We start from the raw sequence: 15,798 nt of genomic DNA on the forward strand, positions 1-15,798 counted from the left end.
TATCGCGGACGGGCAGGAAGATTATTTCAGATAGATAAGTTTTTTTACCTCAAAAAAATTATTAGTTTTAATCCTGCAGAGATAAAGGCCGGGGGCGACATGGCGGCCTGAATCATTCTTTCCATCCCAGGTAAAATCATATTTATCCGGAGTGTTATAACTTATGGTTCTTTTTACGAGCCCGCCGCGAGGGGTAAATATTTCTATAACAACCCTGGATGCCTCTGAAATGGAGTATGAAATGGTTGTGCTTTCAGTAAACGGGTTGGGAGCGTTGGAGATAATAATGTTTTTGATAGACAGCTTGAATGTTTCCGAACAGGTGGTTCCAATAAAATTTAAGCCCACAGCTTCGGCTGTCAGTTGGAAATAGGCGTTTTCCATATTACGATAAGGAAATTCAGATTCTACTGACCCCGTACTGTCAGTTTCGTTATCTGTAATCTGATAGGCGAATGAATCATCGTCTCTGTTCCGAAGGAATACATCAACCAGATACGGGTCTTCGCCGTCAGTATCCCAGCTGATATTAAAATTGTCGCCCGCCCAGCTTCTACCGAATTCACCCGGTGAAGTCAGAGTTACAGCGGGATTATATTCTATCTGGTATGAGTCTACTTCTCCGACTCCGCAACATCCGTATTTTATGTAGAAAAATCCGTCTATTCCCCAGTCTGTTCCCCAGCTGTTCTTGCATATCCACGCGCCTTCTCCTCCGCAGGCCGTGTCGTCCCAGCCTACAATCAAAACGGCGTGATTAAGAGGATTTTCTGAATCTGTGTCGATACAGCCGCCTGAATAATTCTGAAAATCAGGCGGTGTGGTCATACCTGTTGCTATCGGGCCGGACTGCAGCGCGAGCTTAACATTATCTATTGTGTTTACTAATCTTGAGTAGCCGGATATTCTAGCAAATGCGGGGTATTGATCCTGAGTACAAATATATCCGTCATCTTCTAAGTATTCAATACTGTCTTCAGCGACAACTCCGTAGCTTTCAAAGAGATCGTACGCGGCGGGCAGCGTTCCCCCCGGGCAGCCGTACCCCCGCGAATTGCAGTCGATTACCTGCTGCTCGGAAAGGTCTTCAGTATAGTTGGCATATATTCTTATATGCGCTTCAAGCTGACCCACCGTGGCGAATGCCCAGCAGGATCCGCAGCTGCCTTGATCTCTGGCCGCTGTTGTTCCCTGCATTTCTCTCCAGTCGAAGACCGGATCATCTGTCGAATAAGCGGATGAGGGCTTATAGAGAGGGATATTATTTTTTACTTCAGGAGGTGTCGGGATGTATCCGAGTCGGCCCTTAAGCTCACTCTCTGAGAGACGGCTCATAGATGTTATACCGGCTCTCCAGTGTTTGCCCTCTTGGGCGAGCTTGCGGTTCAGGTCGTCTATTCTTTTTTGCAGATCCGTATTGTCCGCCGCGTTTAAGCTGAAGGTAAATACTGTTAATAAAAGAAACGAAACCGATGCTGAAAAGATATTTTGTATTTTCATAATGCCATATCCCTTTCATGAGATCTGCCGGGTATGTAGTCTTGAAGTTTATTCTTCTACCCTGAGATTCCCGGCAGGGGCAATGCTGCAATATATTATAACATAAATCATTCTTTCTTTTAACCGCGGGATTCTCATTTCTTTGCTGGACAATCATGAGAAAATGTTATTGCCTTTATTATAAACTACTACCATTATACTAAATATATGATGTTTTAAGTAGAAAAGCATATAAAATTTCGTTCGTGAAGGAGAATTGCTACATGAATATTTATGATATATTAAAAGAGCGCGGGTTCATCGAGCAGTGCAGCGATGAGGATGAAGTTAGAAAGATCTTTTCCAGCCCCGCGACATGTTATATAGGGTTCGATCCGACTGCCGACAGCTTTCATTGCGGGAGTCTTGTGCCGATAATGGCTCTTTCCCATATGCAGAGAGCCGGCCACAGGGTTATAGCTCTTCTGGGCGGAGGGACGGCGATGATAGGGGATCCGAGCGGAAAGAGCGAGATGCGTCAGATTATCTCCTCAGAGCTGATTGACGAGAATGGGAGGAAGCTTAAATGGCAGTTCGGGAAGTTTCTGGACCTTTCAAGTGATAAGGCTCTTGTTCTTGACAACGCGGATTGGCTGAGGCCGTTAAATTACATAAATTTCCTGCGGGACATCGGCCGTCATTTCAGTGTAAATAAAATGCTTGCCGCCGAGAGCTACCGGCAGCGTCTTGAAACGGGACTAAATTTTATTGAGTTTAATTATATGCTGCTTCAGTCTTATGATTTTCTGCATCTGTATCGAAATTACGACTGCAGTGTACAGATGGGCGGCAATGATCAGTGGGGGAATATACTCGCCGGCACTGATCTTATAAGAAGAGTGGAGAGGGGGAATGCTGAAGCGCTTACTTTTCCGCTCCTTGAAACTGCCTCTGGGGCGAAGATGGGAAAGACAGAGAAGGGAGCTGTCTGGCTCGATTCAGAGAAAACCTCCCCCTATGATTATTATCAGTACTGGATAAACACCGATGACAGAGATGTAGAAAGGTTCCTGGCTCTCTTTACATTTCTTCCAATGGACCGGGTAAGAAAACTAGGGTCTCTTGAAGGGGCCGATATCAGAGAGGCCAAGGAAAAACTCGCTTTTGAAACCACCAGGATACTTCACGGCGAGCTGGAAGCGCAAAAAGCCAGAGAAACCGCCAGGGCTCTCTTTTCCGGTAAAAAGGGCGGCGGCGCTGACTCAGTTCCGACCTGTACGATTGGAAAAGAAGTTCTGAAAGAGGGTGTCTCCGCTTTTATCCTTTTTGCTGATTCCGGAATAGTAAAATCGAGGGGTGAGGCGAGGCGTCTTGTAAAGCAGGGTGGAGCTTATTTGAATGATGAAAGGATCGAAGCTTTTGACCGTAAGATTACACTGGATGACATAAAAGACGGCGCTCTGCTTCTTCGCGCCGGCAAGAAGAAGTATTTGAGAGTTGTACCTGGAAATGATAACTAGGTATTGAGCTTCAAGAGGTGTTAGCATATGTTAGTTGGAACGGATTATGGATTTTTTATGATTTAATTTTTACTGTAAGCTGTTGAAAGGCTGGTGCTTTTGTTATGGCAAAGAAATGGGAAAAGAATTTTTTTGAGGAAAGGGAAATGCAGAATGAACTAATTTTCTCAAACGAGCATCTTGGTATAAAGAGATTTTTCGCGCTTGATGATCAGGCTTATCACGGAGGGGCGCTTGATGAACAGACGAAAGAACTTATGGGGCTTGTAGCTTCCATGGTCTTAAGATGTGATGACTGCGTCAGCTATCACTTGAAGAAAGTACACGAAGCGGGAGCCACAAAAGAACAGATTTACGAGGCCTTTAATGTAGCTTTAATTGTTGGCGGTTCGATTGTGATCCCTCATTTGAGGAAAGCGGCTGAAAAACTAGAGTCGCTTTGAGAGCAAGGTGAAGTGCCGATGGCCTGCGGGCCCTGGAATCTTTTTTTTCTCCGCGAGGGGGGTAATATCATGAAAAAGACGATAATTCTTCTGTCTATTATATTTATCTTTACCGGCACTCTTAGAGCCGCCGAAGAAACACTTCTCTTTAGATTTAAGGGAACCGGCGTGGATGAGGAACTTATAGACGCGGCAGAACAGATATTCGGAAGCGCTCTTACGCGTGAGGGGAAATATTTTGTCTCTTCAGCTGTAAATGTTGTGGGAAATGTGGAATGTTACGATCTTTCCTGTGCTGTCGATTACGCGGCGGAAGCCGGTTTCCCCAAAGCCGTTACGGGGAAACTTACGAGGCTGGGCGGTAAATATATCGTTGATGTTCAACTCGTTGATGTTAGAGCCCGAGAAGTCGATATAACGGTGGAAGCTGTTTCGGAAACTCAAGAAGACCTCGATGTTGTTCTGAAACGTCTCGCGAAGAGTATTTCCAGTGGCAGGGAGATGGATGAAACAGCTGAGCTCGGGCTGGTTACAGAATCTGAATCCAGGCCCGACAGAAGAAGGAAGTCTTTTACGAGTAAGGGGCTTAGAGCTGGATTTATGTGGCCGTCTGCCGATTCGTTCGGTAAGACGGACCGGATGACCGCAATTGATTTTGTTGTCCAGCACGACATGAAAGACTATTTTCTCTCAGGCAGAGGAGGGATTAAATGGGGGGATAACAGCTCTCTTAATTTGACCATTCTTGAAACAAAGATAGGGAGATATCTGAGCCGCGGTGATTTCAGCCCGTTTATAAGCGGAGGAATAGGGATTCAGTATAACAGGGCAAAGATAGAGAAAAACGGCATATTCTTGGACGATACAGGATCAGGCACCGGGCTTTCTCTTTGCGGAGGAGTTGGTCTCGCCGCTTTCAGGACATACGATTTTCAGTTTCAGCTGGACGTTGACTATTTTATTGTTTTTTCGAAAGTTGAAAATGACAGCGCGTCCGGCGAAGAGTATCCTCAGGGGGTTATATTCACTTTCTGTATTAAACATTAGTTTCTTAGCATAACCCTCGGGCCCGCCACTTATAATCAGAGAAAAAAATACATAATATTCCATTTATGGAATACCCTTTGCTGATTTATCTGATAAAGGATATTCGGCGGTATCTGCGTATAGTGCCGCGGGCGCTTTTGCTGTCATATTTTAACTGACAGCCCGGAGCAGACAGAATGTTAAAGAAGAAACCAAACAGAGTACCGGTAAAGACAGCTCTGATCGTGCTTTCGTGTATCCTTATATCCCTCACATTCTTCGCGGCGTGCAGCTGGATGAATAACAGGAATAATTCAGTTCCGTTTATAAGCTACAGAGTAACTATGAAAAATAAGGGGTTGGATCTTGTTAATGTGACCGCGAGTGTTCACGGAGCAAATGAGGAAGATTATTCATTTCAAGCTGTTAAGTCGGGGGGGCGCCTCTATCCCGACCCCTTGAACATAACTGCCGTAACGGAAGACGATGAGAAACTTCCAATTGAAGCAAATGAAGGAAAATGGACGGTTAAGAACGGGAATAGGGATTTTTCCCTGTCTTATGATGTTATTACTATGAGAGAGGATCGATTTTCATCCAGAATAAGGAGCAAGATTACACACTTTGACGAAAGCAGGTTTCGTGTTCTTGGTAGGGATATTTTTCTCGTTCCGGCCTCTAATGTCAGTGAAGGCATTATTGTTGATTTTAATTTCTTTCCCGAAGATTTGGTTCGATCTGTTTACAAGGGTTTAGGTACGAGGGTGATACTACCCGGGGCGGATGATATGCCAATGTCTTTGTACGCGGGAGGGGACTACAGTTACCTGACGGCATCTGCGGGAGGGACAGAGGTGCTGTTTGCCAGCGTGGGAGGCTGGGCCTTTAAGGATGAAAGAATGTTAGGTTTGATCAGGGATATAGTCTCCTATGAAATAGGAATGTTTGGTTCTGCTCCCGATAGCAGGTATCTCTTTATATGCGACAGAAACCCCGTTTTGGGAAGTAAGGGGTTCGATTATTACGGAACACATTCTGGGCAGAACATTCTGCTTCTGTTCGATCCCCGGATGGACGAAAGTGATCTCTTTGATATAGAGATGTCTGTTATTTCACATGAATTTTTTCATAACTGGAATGGAAAGGCCCTCAGCCCCGTCTCAGACAGCTTTATGTGGTTTACTGAGGGTGTTACCGTATATTATTCATATAAAATATTACTCGATCTGGGAATTATTTCTGAAAGGCGGTATAAGCGTAAGATGGATTCTATCATGGAAAGATATAAGCTGAATCCGTATCTGCGGGATATACCAATTGCTTCTTCGGGTAACAGTGATATGAGAGATAAAGATCTGGTCAACTTTCTCTACGACGGCGGATTTATGGCGGCAAGGGCAATCGACAGGCATCTTATTGATGTTTCTGAAGGAAAGACCGAGTTGATAGATATATTAAGTAATATATATAACAATGGAAAATACGGCACAAAGATAGACGAAAAGAGATTCACAGCTGAAGTGAAAGAAATTACAGGGCATGATATCTCCGGGTATCTTAGAATGCTTGTTCATACCACCGCCCCTGATATTATTTTAGGCGGTGAGGAGAAAATAAAGAGAGCGAGTTAGTTCTGATTCCGGCAATGACGCTAGAAAGAGATTGAAAAACTTGACATTCCTCAGAATTATTTGTTAATAACAACAGATAACAATTAAGAGATACCTCTTCATAGAAATACTCTTTGAATCTATTGAAGATTTTTCCCATAGCGTCCTTCTCTTCACCTAACCCTGTTGATCTTCAAATCAAATTTATATTAAATTATACCATCATGATCTGTCCGAAAACATAATTATGTTAGAGCTTACTGAATAACTTGAAAACGTCTTGATTGCAGTCTTTTTTGCATTTCCAAGCTGCTCAGATGCAAGCTTTTCTCAGTCCAAATACAATTTACAGAAAGAATGGTACAATTCTACAACGGGCGGAACCGGATGGAAAACAATAATCGCACCGGGAAAGCCTTTTTCGGCACCGTCGTTGCATCTTTCCTTCAAGGTGACAGCCGGCCGAGACCGGCGGCCACGGGGCATTCCCTGTAGCATCCAGTAATGCCCGGCAGTGGAGTATAGTTCCTTTCTTAAGCACTAGAGGTATCGCATAATGCGCTCGTTCGTGATCATACTCATCGCCGCATGCGCAGTCTTCCTGGCCTGCTCCGAGTCTCCATCGGAACCTGCCGAGCCGCGGGATTCGACTTCTCCCTTCGAGCAGCAACCGATGCGCGGGATAGCCCACTGGACAAATTTCTTTGAATGGGACGAAGCGACGACGGCATCGGCGGCCAGGGCGGGCCTGATCATCTTTCCGATCGATAGATGTTTCTCTCCAGAGGCAGTAGAGATAATCGCGCGCCTGAGAGAGATCAATCCCGATATAAAGATACTTGGATACCTGGGTGTCCTGCAGGTCTCCGAGCTTTACCCAGATACGGCTTATCTCGAGAAATCGCTTCCCTGGACACTCGACTTCTACAGGCTTGTCGAGGACAACTGGGCCTGGACTACCGCCGGTGACACATTCTCTATCTGGCCCGGTTCGATATTCCTCAATCCGATAGACGAGTATGGGCGGGCGGACAGGGAACTCATGGACGGCATCGTCGACCTGCTTGAGGAGTACAACAACGCCTGGCCAGACGCATTCGACGGAGTGATGCACGACTACTTCATGTACCAGCCGTGGGTGAACCCCAATAACGAAAACGTCATCGGAGACCTCGATCTCGATGGAAACGGGATCCTGATCGGCAACGACGAGAACGAGCGGGCCGTTTTCCTCCGCTGGCAGAAGGACTACGCCGCGGCCATAAGATCAAGGCTGGGCAGGGACTTCATACAGATCGCCAACGGAAAGGTACCTCAAGAGGACGCCGAGCTCGCCGGGTACCTCAACGGAATCTTCTACGAGTGGTTTCCCAATATGACATGGAGCCTCACCGACCGTGCCGGTTTAGAGAAACTGCTGGAGAACCAGGCAGACGGGTGGCTCGCCGAGGCTCACGGCAGGACCTGGTCCCTTCTGACCAATAACGTGGTCGAGTACAACAACATGTTCTGCATGCTTTCCAGCCTGCTGGCGGACTGCTTCTATACCGAACTGGTCAATGACTTCACCTTCCAGGGATGGTCGATCGACATCGATGCCGGACAGGCGCTATCAGGACTTACAGTTGAAGGAAATCCTGACAGCATAATGACTTACAGGCGTTCTTTCGGCCTGGGCGAGGCCAGCATATCGTTCAATCCGACCGGCGGCCGCCGCGAGTGGACATTCATCGAAAATAACTGAGTGGTACGATTTTTGCGAGTTGCGACGAAACAGGCGGATAAATCCGTCCTGAGCGGCCAATCCCATAACATGGAAGGTGTTGTTGTGACATCAAGAAGAGGCGGAAGGAAAGACCGAGTTGATAGATATATTAAGTAATATATATAACAATGGAAAATACGGCACAAAGATAGACGAAAAGAGATTCACAGCTGAAGTGAAAGAAATTACAGGGCATGATATCTCCGAGTATCTTAGAATGCTTGTTCATACCACCGCCCCTGATATTATTTTAGGCGGTGATGAGAAAATAAAGAGAGCGAGTTAGTTCTGATTCCGGCAATGACGCTAGAAAGAGATTGAAAAACTTGACATTCCTCAGAATTATTTGTTAATAACAACAGATAACAATTAAGAGATACCTCTATTTAATCCGAGCAGAATCAGGCGCTCTATTTCCTCAGCATACCCTTTTCCTCGAGGTATTTTATTATTGCATCCGCGCAATTCTCAACTGACATTTTATCGGTTTCTACTACTATCTCAGGATTTTCCGGCTCTTCATAGGGAGCTGATATTCCCGTAAATTCCTTTATAATCCCCTCTCTGGCTTTTTTGTACAGCCCTTTAGGATCCCGCTCTTCACAAACAGAAACAGGGGCTTTGACGTAGGTTTCTATAAAATCCCCATCGGCATTGAGCTTTCTGGCGCGATCTCTTCCTTCCCTGTATGGTGATATAAAGGAAGTTATTGCAATTGTTCCAGCTTCTGCGAAGAGGTGCGCCACTTCACCTATGCGCCGGATATTTTCTCCGCGGTCCTCGGGAGAAAAGCCGAGGTCGCCGTTTAAGCCGTGACGGACGTTGTCTCCGTCCAGGATATAAACCAGATGTCCCGTTTCAAACAGCTTCTTCTGAAGCGCGGTGGCAATCGTTGATTTGCCGCACCCTGATAGCCCGGTAAGCCAGAGAACAAATCCCTTGTGGCCATTCTTCTGCTCCCTGTCTTCTTTATCTATACCTGTATCGTGCCAGGTGACATTGGAGCTTTTCTGTTTGCCGGCGCCTTCATCAGACTCGGCGGAATAAAACCCCGCGAGTATATCCGCTACCGGTTTACGCATTATTCTCTCATCCACGGGCTCGTTGTTTTTAAGTGTTCTTCTTACCTCTTTGCCGGATATAAAAACCGGGCTGTATCCTTTCGGTTTGAATTCCCCAATCAAACCCACTCTCGATATCTCATCAAAATAGGCGGCGAATCCAACCTTTACCGGCTGTATATTGAGCTGGCCGCTGAGATGATCGAATTTTTCGTGAGCGTCGAAATCACCCCATATCGCGCTTCCGTCGTCGTATGGTGCGTCGGCGTGTTTTCTGCCAATGACAATATCGGTAAATCCGTAATTTTGGCGATAAATAGAATGCATGACCGCTTCTTTGGGTCCCGCGTAGAACATCTTCATATCCAGTCCTATCATTATCACCTGATCTGTAAAATCATACCCCTTGGATTTCCATAGTTTCTCGTCTCTGTCTCCCTCTCCTAGAACTCCCGCCTCAAGGAGCGCTTCATACGTATGCATACGCACATCCGCGGGCACATCATCCGATTTTGTGGCGCCGACTAAGGGGTTGAGAACAGCTCCCGTAAAGTAACCTTCGCGTGTCAGCTTCTCCGCCGCGTAGAGGAGAGCGTATTCGTGAGCTCTGTGCAGGGCGTTTCTTGTCTGAAAAGCTACTATCCTCTCCCAGCCTCTTACCCTGAATAGACTCCGCGCTTCTTCGGGTGTAATCATATAGCGGCTGAATCTTCTGTCAAAGCGCTGGGGGAATGCCCATATCCTGCCTCCAAGCAGATATTCCCTGCTGTCTTCGTTGAAAATACGGGCGCCGGGATGATCGTCCCTGTCGGTGCCGTAGATAATGCTGTTATAACGCTTCTTGTCGAAAGGGAAGATGTCTGAAATTTCAAGTACTCCTATTATTTCATCGTTACTCTTTTTTACGGCAACTGTCTCGCCGGCCTGAAATCTTTCCGCCTTCTTCTTCGAGACCGGAAATGAGATCGGAATTGTCCAGGCGAATTTATCGCCGTTCTTTAATATCACCTCTTCGTCTAGAACTCTGTTGAATGTTTCCGAGTCCATCGGGCCTTCCAGGGGAGAGAGAGCCCCGTCAGCTATACGATGAAAAATTGACAGATCGGCGTCACTTATGTTGTAGACATTATCGCCAGTCTGCTTTAAGAGTTGCTCTCTTGTTAATTCCGGAATTATCCTGTTTATAAGGCCGCCGCCGTGTGGTTGTAACGATGAAATATTCACTATTGAGTCTCCTTACATAAAACGGTTAAGGTATTTAATTATATCATCTGCAGCTTTCTCAATTCCTCTGCTGCTTACGTCGATATCGAGGTCTGGACCTACAGGTTTTTCGTACCTCACATCGACCCCCGGCAGATTCTTTATCTCTCCCTTTCTTGCTCTACTGTAGAGTTTTGTTGTGATCACGGTCTTCGCAGACTTTAAGCGGAGTAGACAAATAGACTTCAATAAAATTATTACATAGATCTCTTACAAAATCACGCGACTCGCGGTACGGTGAAATAAATGATGCTATGACAAACACGCCGTTTTGCTCGAGCCTGCTTGCCAGCAGCCCCACGCGCTTTATATGCCTGTTGACTTCCGGTTTTGTAAAACCGGTACGCGGAAAAATTTTCCGGATTGTTTTACCGTCAAGATGGTCTGTTTTAAGTTCTCTTTCGCGCAGTCTTTCCACGACGATTTTTGCCACTTCAGTCTTTCCGGCTCCGGATAACCCCTTGATCCAGACAACGAACGGTTCGATCTCCTGTTTGCCCCATTTTATCTTCTCCCAGAGGCGTTCGTGAAAGAAATAGATAAGTAATTTTATTATTACTTCCAGAGCGCCTACTCCAAAGGCGACCGTCAATTTCCCGGTAAATATCCATACCAGCGAGAATGTGGTCAGTGTTGTAAGGAAACGATAGGAGGCGGATTTCATTATCGATCGAAATTTTGAATCCTTATGCATATTTTCTCATTTACTCTATCTTCCGAAAATCCCTCACCGCACGGGTAAGTCTATGGAAGTTACGAGGAAAGGGCCGTTTCTGAGCACTTCCTTATTGTAGCTTAATCCTTTAACTTCAGCGCCCGCGTGTTCCGCCACTGCCTGGCCCGCAGCGGTATCCCATTCCATAGTAGGTCCCCCTCGATAGTAGATTTGCGCCTTGCCCTCTGCTACCATACAGAATTTCAGAGAGCTTCCCACTGCGATCGATTCTGCGACGTTATAACCGGTAAGAATCTGTTTTTCTTCTTCTGAAGAATGAGATCTGCTCGTAACCGCTGTAAGGGGTTTATTATTGCTTTTGTTAACACTTATACTTACGGGACCTTTACCATTCTCTATTTTCTTCGCGCCCCCCTCTTCGGCCGTATAGTAAAAAGTATCCAGCGCGGGAGCGTATATCACACCTGCTTCAGGCCGGTTCTTGACTATCAGGGCTATGTTAACAGTAAATTCTCCATTCCCCTTGATAAATTCTTTCGTCCCGTCAAGAGGGTCAATAAGCCAGAATTTGTCCCAGCTCTTTCTCTTTTCAAAGGGGATTGAGACGCCCTCCTCAGATAGTATGGGGATTGCCGGAAAGTTTTTGTTGATAAGATTTTTTATTATATGGTGTGACGTTCGGTCGGCAAGCGTGAGAGGAGAGTTGTCTGATTTTTTCTCCCGCATTAGATCACCCGACCGGTATATTTCCATGATCTTATTTCCGGCTTCAGCCGCTATTTCGATTAGTATATCTGTCTTTAAGTCATTCATAATTATTTAATAGAGGTTATGAATTCTTTTTATAAATTTCCATAACAATATAGCAATGATACCGGTTAAGGTCAATTGTGTTTGCTATGGTGGTTTCCCCGGTTATTATATATCAATCAGCGGTTGAAAAGACTTCCCGGCGCCCTGAAGACCCTTTCCACTTAACAGTATTTGCGGTCATTTGATATAATTGCCGTTAACTGATACTTGTTAACGAATATCTTTTATTCTACTATCTACTTGAAAAATTAATATTATTCGACTAAAGTTTCAGAAGCTCGGGGGAAAGGTTAAAAGAGGTTTGTTTTATAAGGGTTTACTGACGGAAGAACAGATTATGGCCAAATTTTTTGGATTTCTGCTTATTGTTTGTTTTCTCGGCATAACAGACTGCGCCTATTGTCAGGCGGACATCTTTCCGGATGAAGCTGTAAGTGTAAAACAGTTTGAAACGGCCGGATGGCTTAAAGGCGGCACGATATCCTCTGTCTCTCCGGAGACCGATTATCCCCTTTATAAGGAAGGTGTATTTTCCTCATTTGCTCCTTCCAGCAGGATAAGGGCAATGGTCACACTTAATGATACTCTCTGGATAGGAACCGAGGGAGGATTATTTGCCTTAGATACTTTAAGTGATTCTCTCTTTGCCGCCCAGGACTTTCCCTTTCTATCGGTAAGAGCTCTCGCTGTGGATGACTATGAAAGGTTATGGGTCGGTTGTGATGAAGGGGTTGCCTTCAGAAATCAGACCTGGAATTACTATACCAGACATACCCATCCGTTCTTTGAGAGAATAAGAGATCTAACGGTCGGAAGCAGAAAGATATGGATATCCACTTATGGAAACGGGTGCGGTTATATTTCAGGGGATTCCCTGACCGTATTTACCGAAAAAGATTCCCTTATGGATAACAGGGTGTTGAAAATCGTTGAAGAAACAGCTTCCAGGATATGGTTCGCAACGGCAAGCGGTATTTGTTACGCCGACAGTTTTAAATGGGAATCTATGCGGTACGGAAATAATATACCGATCGGCTCGATAAACGACCTTGCTTTTGATGAAGGGAAAAATCTCTTTATAGCTGTTTGCAGGCAGGGAGTTTCCAGATATAAATTTGGCAGTGTCACTAATTATACAGACAGGGACGGACTTCCAGGGTGGGATATTAATTCCTTCAGTCTCGATCTTACCGGGAAACTGATTGCCGGGGGGAGTGAGGGGTTGAGTTACTATGACGGTTCGGGCTGGACGAGATACAGGATTCCCGGTATTCCTCTTAACAAGTACAATATTCTTTCGATTCATCATGATCTTTCCGGCAGAACTTATCTCGGAACAGACGATGGGACAATAATAATTCTCGACCGGGACAGTTCTCGTGAGCTCAGGCTCCGTCAGGGATTTCCAGCCTCGCGGGTATCAGAGATATACGGGTATAAGGATCTGATTTATTTTGTTACATGTAACGGTGTTTTCAAGCTAGGGGAACACCTTACCAGATTATCCCTGCCCGATAACTACTATTCAGAATCCGTGACGGATATCGCGGTCGAAGACACGGGCCGTATGTGGATTACTACCCGCTTTGGAATTCTGCGGTCCTCGGGAGATTCGTGGAAGATTTTTGACCGGCGGAGCGGGCTTCCGACGGAGTATTTCACCTCTGTGGCGGCTGATTCCGGAAAAGGTGTATGGTTTGGAACATTCGAAAGCGGAGTCCTGAACTTTAACGGCGGTAAATGGTATCATTATACAGTTGAAAATGGACTTCCGGGGAACGCCATAAAAGATATTATTTTTGACCGGTCGGGAAAACCGTGGGTTATTACAGCTGCCGGTGAAACAGCCTGTTATTCAGACAGCGGCTGGCAGCGTTTTGGTCCCGGTACGGGTAAAGCTGTTTTTCGCGGAGGGATAAATAAAGATATAACTATTTTAAATGACCCTGATATTTATCTTCTTTCAGGCTCAGGCGGCAGAACCTTCTCCAGCGGAGGCGGGTGCCTGGGAAGGGATAATTCCGGGAATGTGGTAATCGCCGGTGATGATGGAATCTATTTCAATTATAGAGGTAAATGGTCCAGAATTGATCTACCTCAAACGGGATATAAAATATCTCCGTCAGCATTAATAGAAACTGAAAGATCAGATTTGTGGCTGGGTACGAAGGAAAACGGGATTTTCATTCTAAGCGGAAATAAATGGCGGCATCTAAAAGTTCTGTCGGGGTTTTCAGGCAAGGGGGTTCTTTCGCTCCATGAAGATCCAAGCGGTAGAATCTGGATAGGTACCCGCGGTAAAGGTGCCGGCAGGTTTATCTATTTTCCCGACGCGGAAAACAAAAAGCCGAACTAAGTTTCTTATGAAAGTGTTTCCCTCCGGTTACTAAAAATAGGCGTAAACCTTTGATGTGGCGAATCTTTTAAGGATGTTCTAAACTCAATTCAAAGCATAGGGCTTTTTCTGATGTTGACATCCTAATATTTTGTGAATATATTTAATGAACGGAATAAGAAAGGTATCTGTATAGAAAATTCGCTATAGTTTTCTTTTTGAAGTTGAAAAAATAAAACTTGCTTTATAAAAAGGAAAAGTATAGCGTGTTTTTTATGTTCACTGCTTTCATATTATTTAACAATAAGTTATAATGTGGCATCAGCATTTGCCGGCTAATGCCTCGGAGAAAAGATGGAGTTATTCTTAAAGATAGTATTTGTATCATTGCTTTCTGTAATACTTTATATATATGCCGGGTATCCACTTGTACTTTTTATCGCCGGCCTTTTCAGGAAAAGATCAAAGACTGATAACAGTTATGACATTCCGACTGTCGCCCTTATTATTTCGGCTCATAACGAAAGCAGGATTATAAGAGATAAGATCGAAAACAGTCTCCAGCTTGACTACCCTGAGGATAAACTGCAAATAGTTATAGCCAGCGATGCTTCCGATGACGGCACTAACGAAATTGTCAGAGAATACGCGGGCAGGAATGTGCACCTCAAGGCATTTGAAAAAAGGAGCGGCAAGAGCGCTACTCTTAATAGAGCTATAGTGGGGCTTGAAGATGATATTATCGTCTTCTCAGACGCCAATGCTTTCTACAGGAAGGATGCTGTCGGCAAACTTGTGCGTAATTTTAAAGACCCCGATATTGGATGTGTTATCGGTAATTTGACATACATCGACGGTAAGTCCAATGTAGGTAAAGGGGAAAGCCTTTACTGGAGATATGAATCATTTCTTAACAGGCTTGAGAGCAGATTGAAATCAGTATTAGTTGGAACGGGGACCATATTCGCAATTAGGAGGAGACTCTACCGCTCAGTATCTGTTGATATTGCGAATGATTTTCAGATACCGGCCGACATACTTTCACAAGGTTTTGGAGTGATTTATGAACCCGAAGCAGTTGCCACTGAGAAGGTAAGCACTTTATTAACTGAAGAATTTAAGAGAAAATACCGGATAATAATACGCGGATTGACAGGTTTTGGGTATCTGAGGAAGAATTTTTGCGGACCAGGCCAAATTTTTCAATTCGTTTCAAGAAAATTGTTGAGATGGTGGATTGGGCCGATACTCCCGGTTTTATTTACGGTGAATCTATTTCTCGCCGATGAACCTTTATTTTTAAGTCTTTTTATACTTCAGTCTCTTTTTTACCTTCTGGCATTTACTGGGCTCTTTATTGAGGGAGAAGCAAAACAGCAAAAGATCATCTACATTCCCTTCTATTTCGTTATGGTAAACACAGCCGCTCTTTTAGCGATTGTCACATATATTTCCGGCAGGAGATTCTCGGTCTGGGATAAAGCTGAAACGACAAGAGATATCCAAAAATCCCTCTCCTATGATAAGGATGCAGAGATTCTAAGCGCTAGAGACAGTTCTTCACTATCCCGGGATAAAAAGTGGAGCAAGAGGTTTGAAAAGACTACTTGATTTCTAAGCCGATTAAAGCTCTATTCGCGCCCCGGCTAAATTAACTTATATAGCATTCCTCTGTATGTGAGACTGGTTGTCACGCCCTGGAGGAGCTTTGCGAAAAAAACCTTTTAAAGCGGGTGCTGCGCGTGTCCTCTTTACTTTTTAGAGCCGAAATTGAAACTTTTTCCGAGTTCGGGAATATATATGGATA

At 44.9% G+C, this 15,798-nt stretch carries 13 protein-coding genes; 8 read left to right on the forward strand and 5 right to left on the reverse strand.

Annotation, left to right across the window (positions count from 1 at the left end; translation table 11 throughout):
- Window positions 1–21: 21 nt before the first annotated feature.
- Window positions 22–1,500, reverse strand: coding sequence for a C1 family peptidase (locus U5O15_10750; GenBank protein ID MDZ7861118.1), 1,479 nt, complete (start codon window positions 1,498–1,500; stop codon window positions 22–24).
- A 263-nt stretch (window positions 1,501–1,763) separates the two neighbouring features.
- Here U5O15_10750 and tyrS point away from each other — a divergent pair, with 263 nt between their 5' ends.
- The 6 genes from tyrS (at window position 1,764) to U5O15_10780 (ending at window position 8,129) form a co-directional block, all read left to right on the forward strand.
- Complete coding sequence (tyrS, locus tag U5O15_10755; GenBank protein ID MDZ7861119.1) at window positions 1,764–2,999, forward strand: tyrosine--tRNA ligase; 1,236 nt, start codon at window positions 1,764–1,766, stop codon at window positions 2,997–2,999.
- Between the two features lie 104 nt (window positions 3,000–3,103).
- Window positions 3,104–3,442 (forward strand): carboxymuconolactone decarboxylase family protein, encoded by a 339-nt coding sequence (locus tag U5O15_10760; GenBank protein MDZ7861120.1) that lies wholly within the window; start codon window positions 3,104–3,106, stop codon window positions 3,440–3,442.
- 69 nt (window positions 3,443–3,511) lie between these two features.
- The gene (locus tag U5O15_10765) at window positions 3,512–4,489 is read left to right on the forward strand and encodes a hypothetical protein (protein ID MDZ7861121.1); all 978 of its coding nucleotides are present in this window, start codon (window positions 3,512–3,514) and stop codon (window positions 4,487–4,489) included.
- A 176-nt stretch (window positions 4,490–4,665) separates the two neighbouring features.
- Window positions 4,666–6,099 carry a M1 family aminopeptidase gene (locus tag U5O15_10770; GenBank protein MDZ7861122.1) on the forward strand — a complete coding sequence of 478 codons (1,434 nt, stop codon included), beginning with the start codon at window positions 4,666–4,668 and terminating at the stop codon, window positions 6,097–6,099.
- A gap of 535 nt (window positions 6,100–6,634) precedes the next feature.
- On the forward strand, window positions 6,635–7,822 hold the full coding sequence (locus tag U5O15_10775) for a hypothetical protein (GenBank protein ID MDZ7861123.1): 1,188 nt from the start codon (window positions 6,635–6,637) through the stop codon (window positions 7,820–7,822).
- Window positions 7,823–7,940: 118 nt separating this feature from the next.
- Window positions 7,941–8,129 (forward strand): hypothetical protein, encoded by a 189-nt coding sequence (locus U5O15_10780; protein ID MDZ7861124.1) that lies wholly within the window; start codon window positions 7,941–7,943, stop codon window positions 8,127–8,129.
- 124 nt (window positions 8,130–8,253) lie between these two features.
- Here the strand turns inward: U5O15_10780 and cysC are convergent, their stop codons facing one another.
- Genes cysC through cysQ form a run of 4 tightly spaced genes read right to left on the reverse strand, consistent with a single transcriptional unit; the run spans window position 8,254 to window position 11,656 of the window.
- On the reverse strand, window positions 8,254–10,128 hold the full coding sequence (gene cysC, locus U5O15_10785) for an adenylyl-sulfate kinase (protein MDZ7861125.1): 1,875 nt from the start codon (window positions 10,126–10,128) through the stop codon (window positions 8,254–8,256).
- Between the two features lie 12 nt (window positions 10,129–10,140).
- Window positions 10,141–10,314 carry an adenylyl-sulfate kinase gene (locus U5O15_10790; GenBank protein MDZ7861126.1) on the reverse strand — a complete coding sequence of 58 codons (174 nt, stop codon included), beginning with the start codon at window positions 10,312–10,314 and terminating at the stop codon, window positions 10,141–10,143.
- Window positions 10,289–10,861, reverse strand: coding sequence for an adenylyl-sulfate kinase (locus U5O15_10795; protein MDZ7861127.1), 573 nt, complete (start codon window positions 10,859–10,861; stop codon window positions 10,289–10,291). The genes U5O15_10790 and U5O15_10795 overlap by 26 nt, the downstream gene beginning before the upstream one ends.
- Window positions 10,862–10,894: 33 nt before the next feature.
- On the reverse strand, window positions 10,895–11,656 hold the full coding sequence (gene cysQ / locus U5O15_10800; protein MDZ7861128.1) for a 3'(2'),5'-bisphosphate nucleotidase CysQ: 762 nt from the start codon (window positions 11,654–11,656) through the stop codon (window positions 10,895–10,897).
- A gap of 337 nt (window positions 11,657–11,993) precedes the next feature.
- Between cysQ and U5O15_10805 the strand changes: the two genes are divergently transcribed.
- Both U5O15_10805 and U5O15_10810 read left to right on the forward strand, forming a co-directional pair.
- Window positions 11,994–14,012 (forward strand): two-component regulator propeller domain-containing protein, encoded by a 2,019-nt coding sequence (locus U5O15_10805; GenBank protein ID MDZ7861129.1) that lies wholly within the window; start codon window positions 11,994–11,996, stop codon window positions 14,010–14,012.
- Window positions 14,013–14,345: 333 nt separating this feature from the next.
- Window positions 14,346–15,602 (forward strand): glycosyltransferase family 2 protein, encoded by a 1,257-nt coding sequence (locus tag U5O15_10810; GenBank protein ID MDZ7861130.1) that lies wholly within the window; start codon window positions 14,346–14,348, stop codon window positions 15,600–15,602.
- The last annotated feature ends 196 nt before the right edge of the window (window positions 15,603–15,798 follow it).

The sequence above is a fragment of the Candidatus Krumholzibacteriota bacterium genome (assembly GCA_034520215.1).
Classification (GTDB): Bacteria; Krumholzibacteriota; Krumholzibacteriia; order Krumholzibacteriales; family WJIX01; genus JAGHBT01.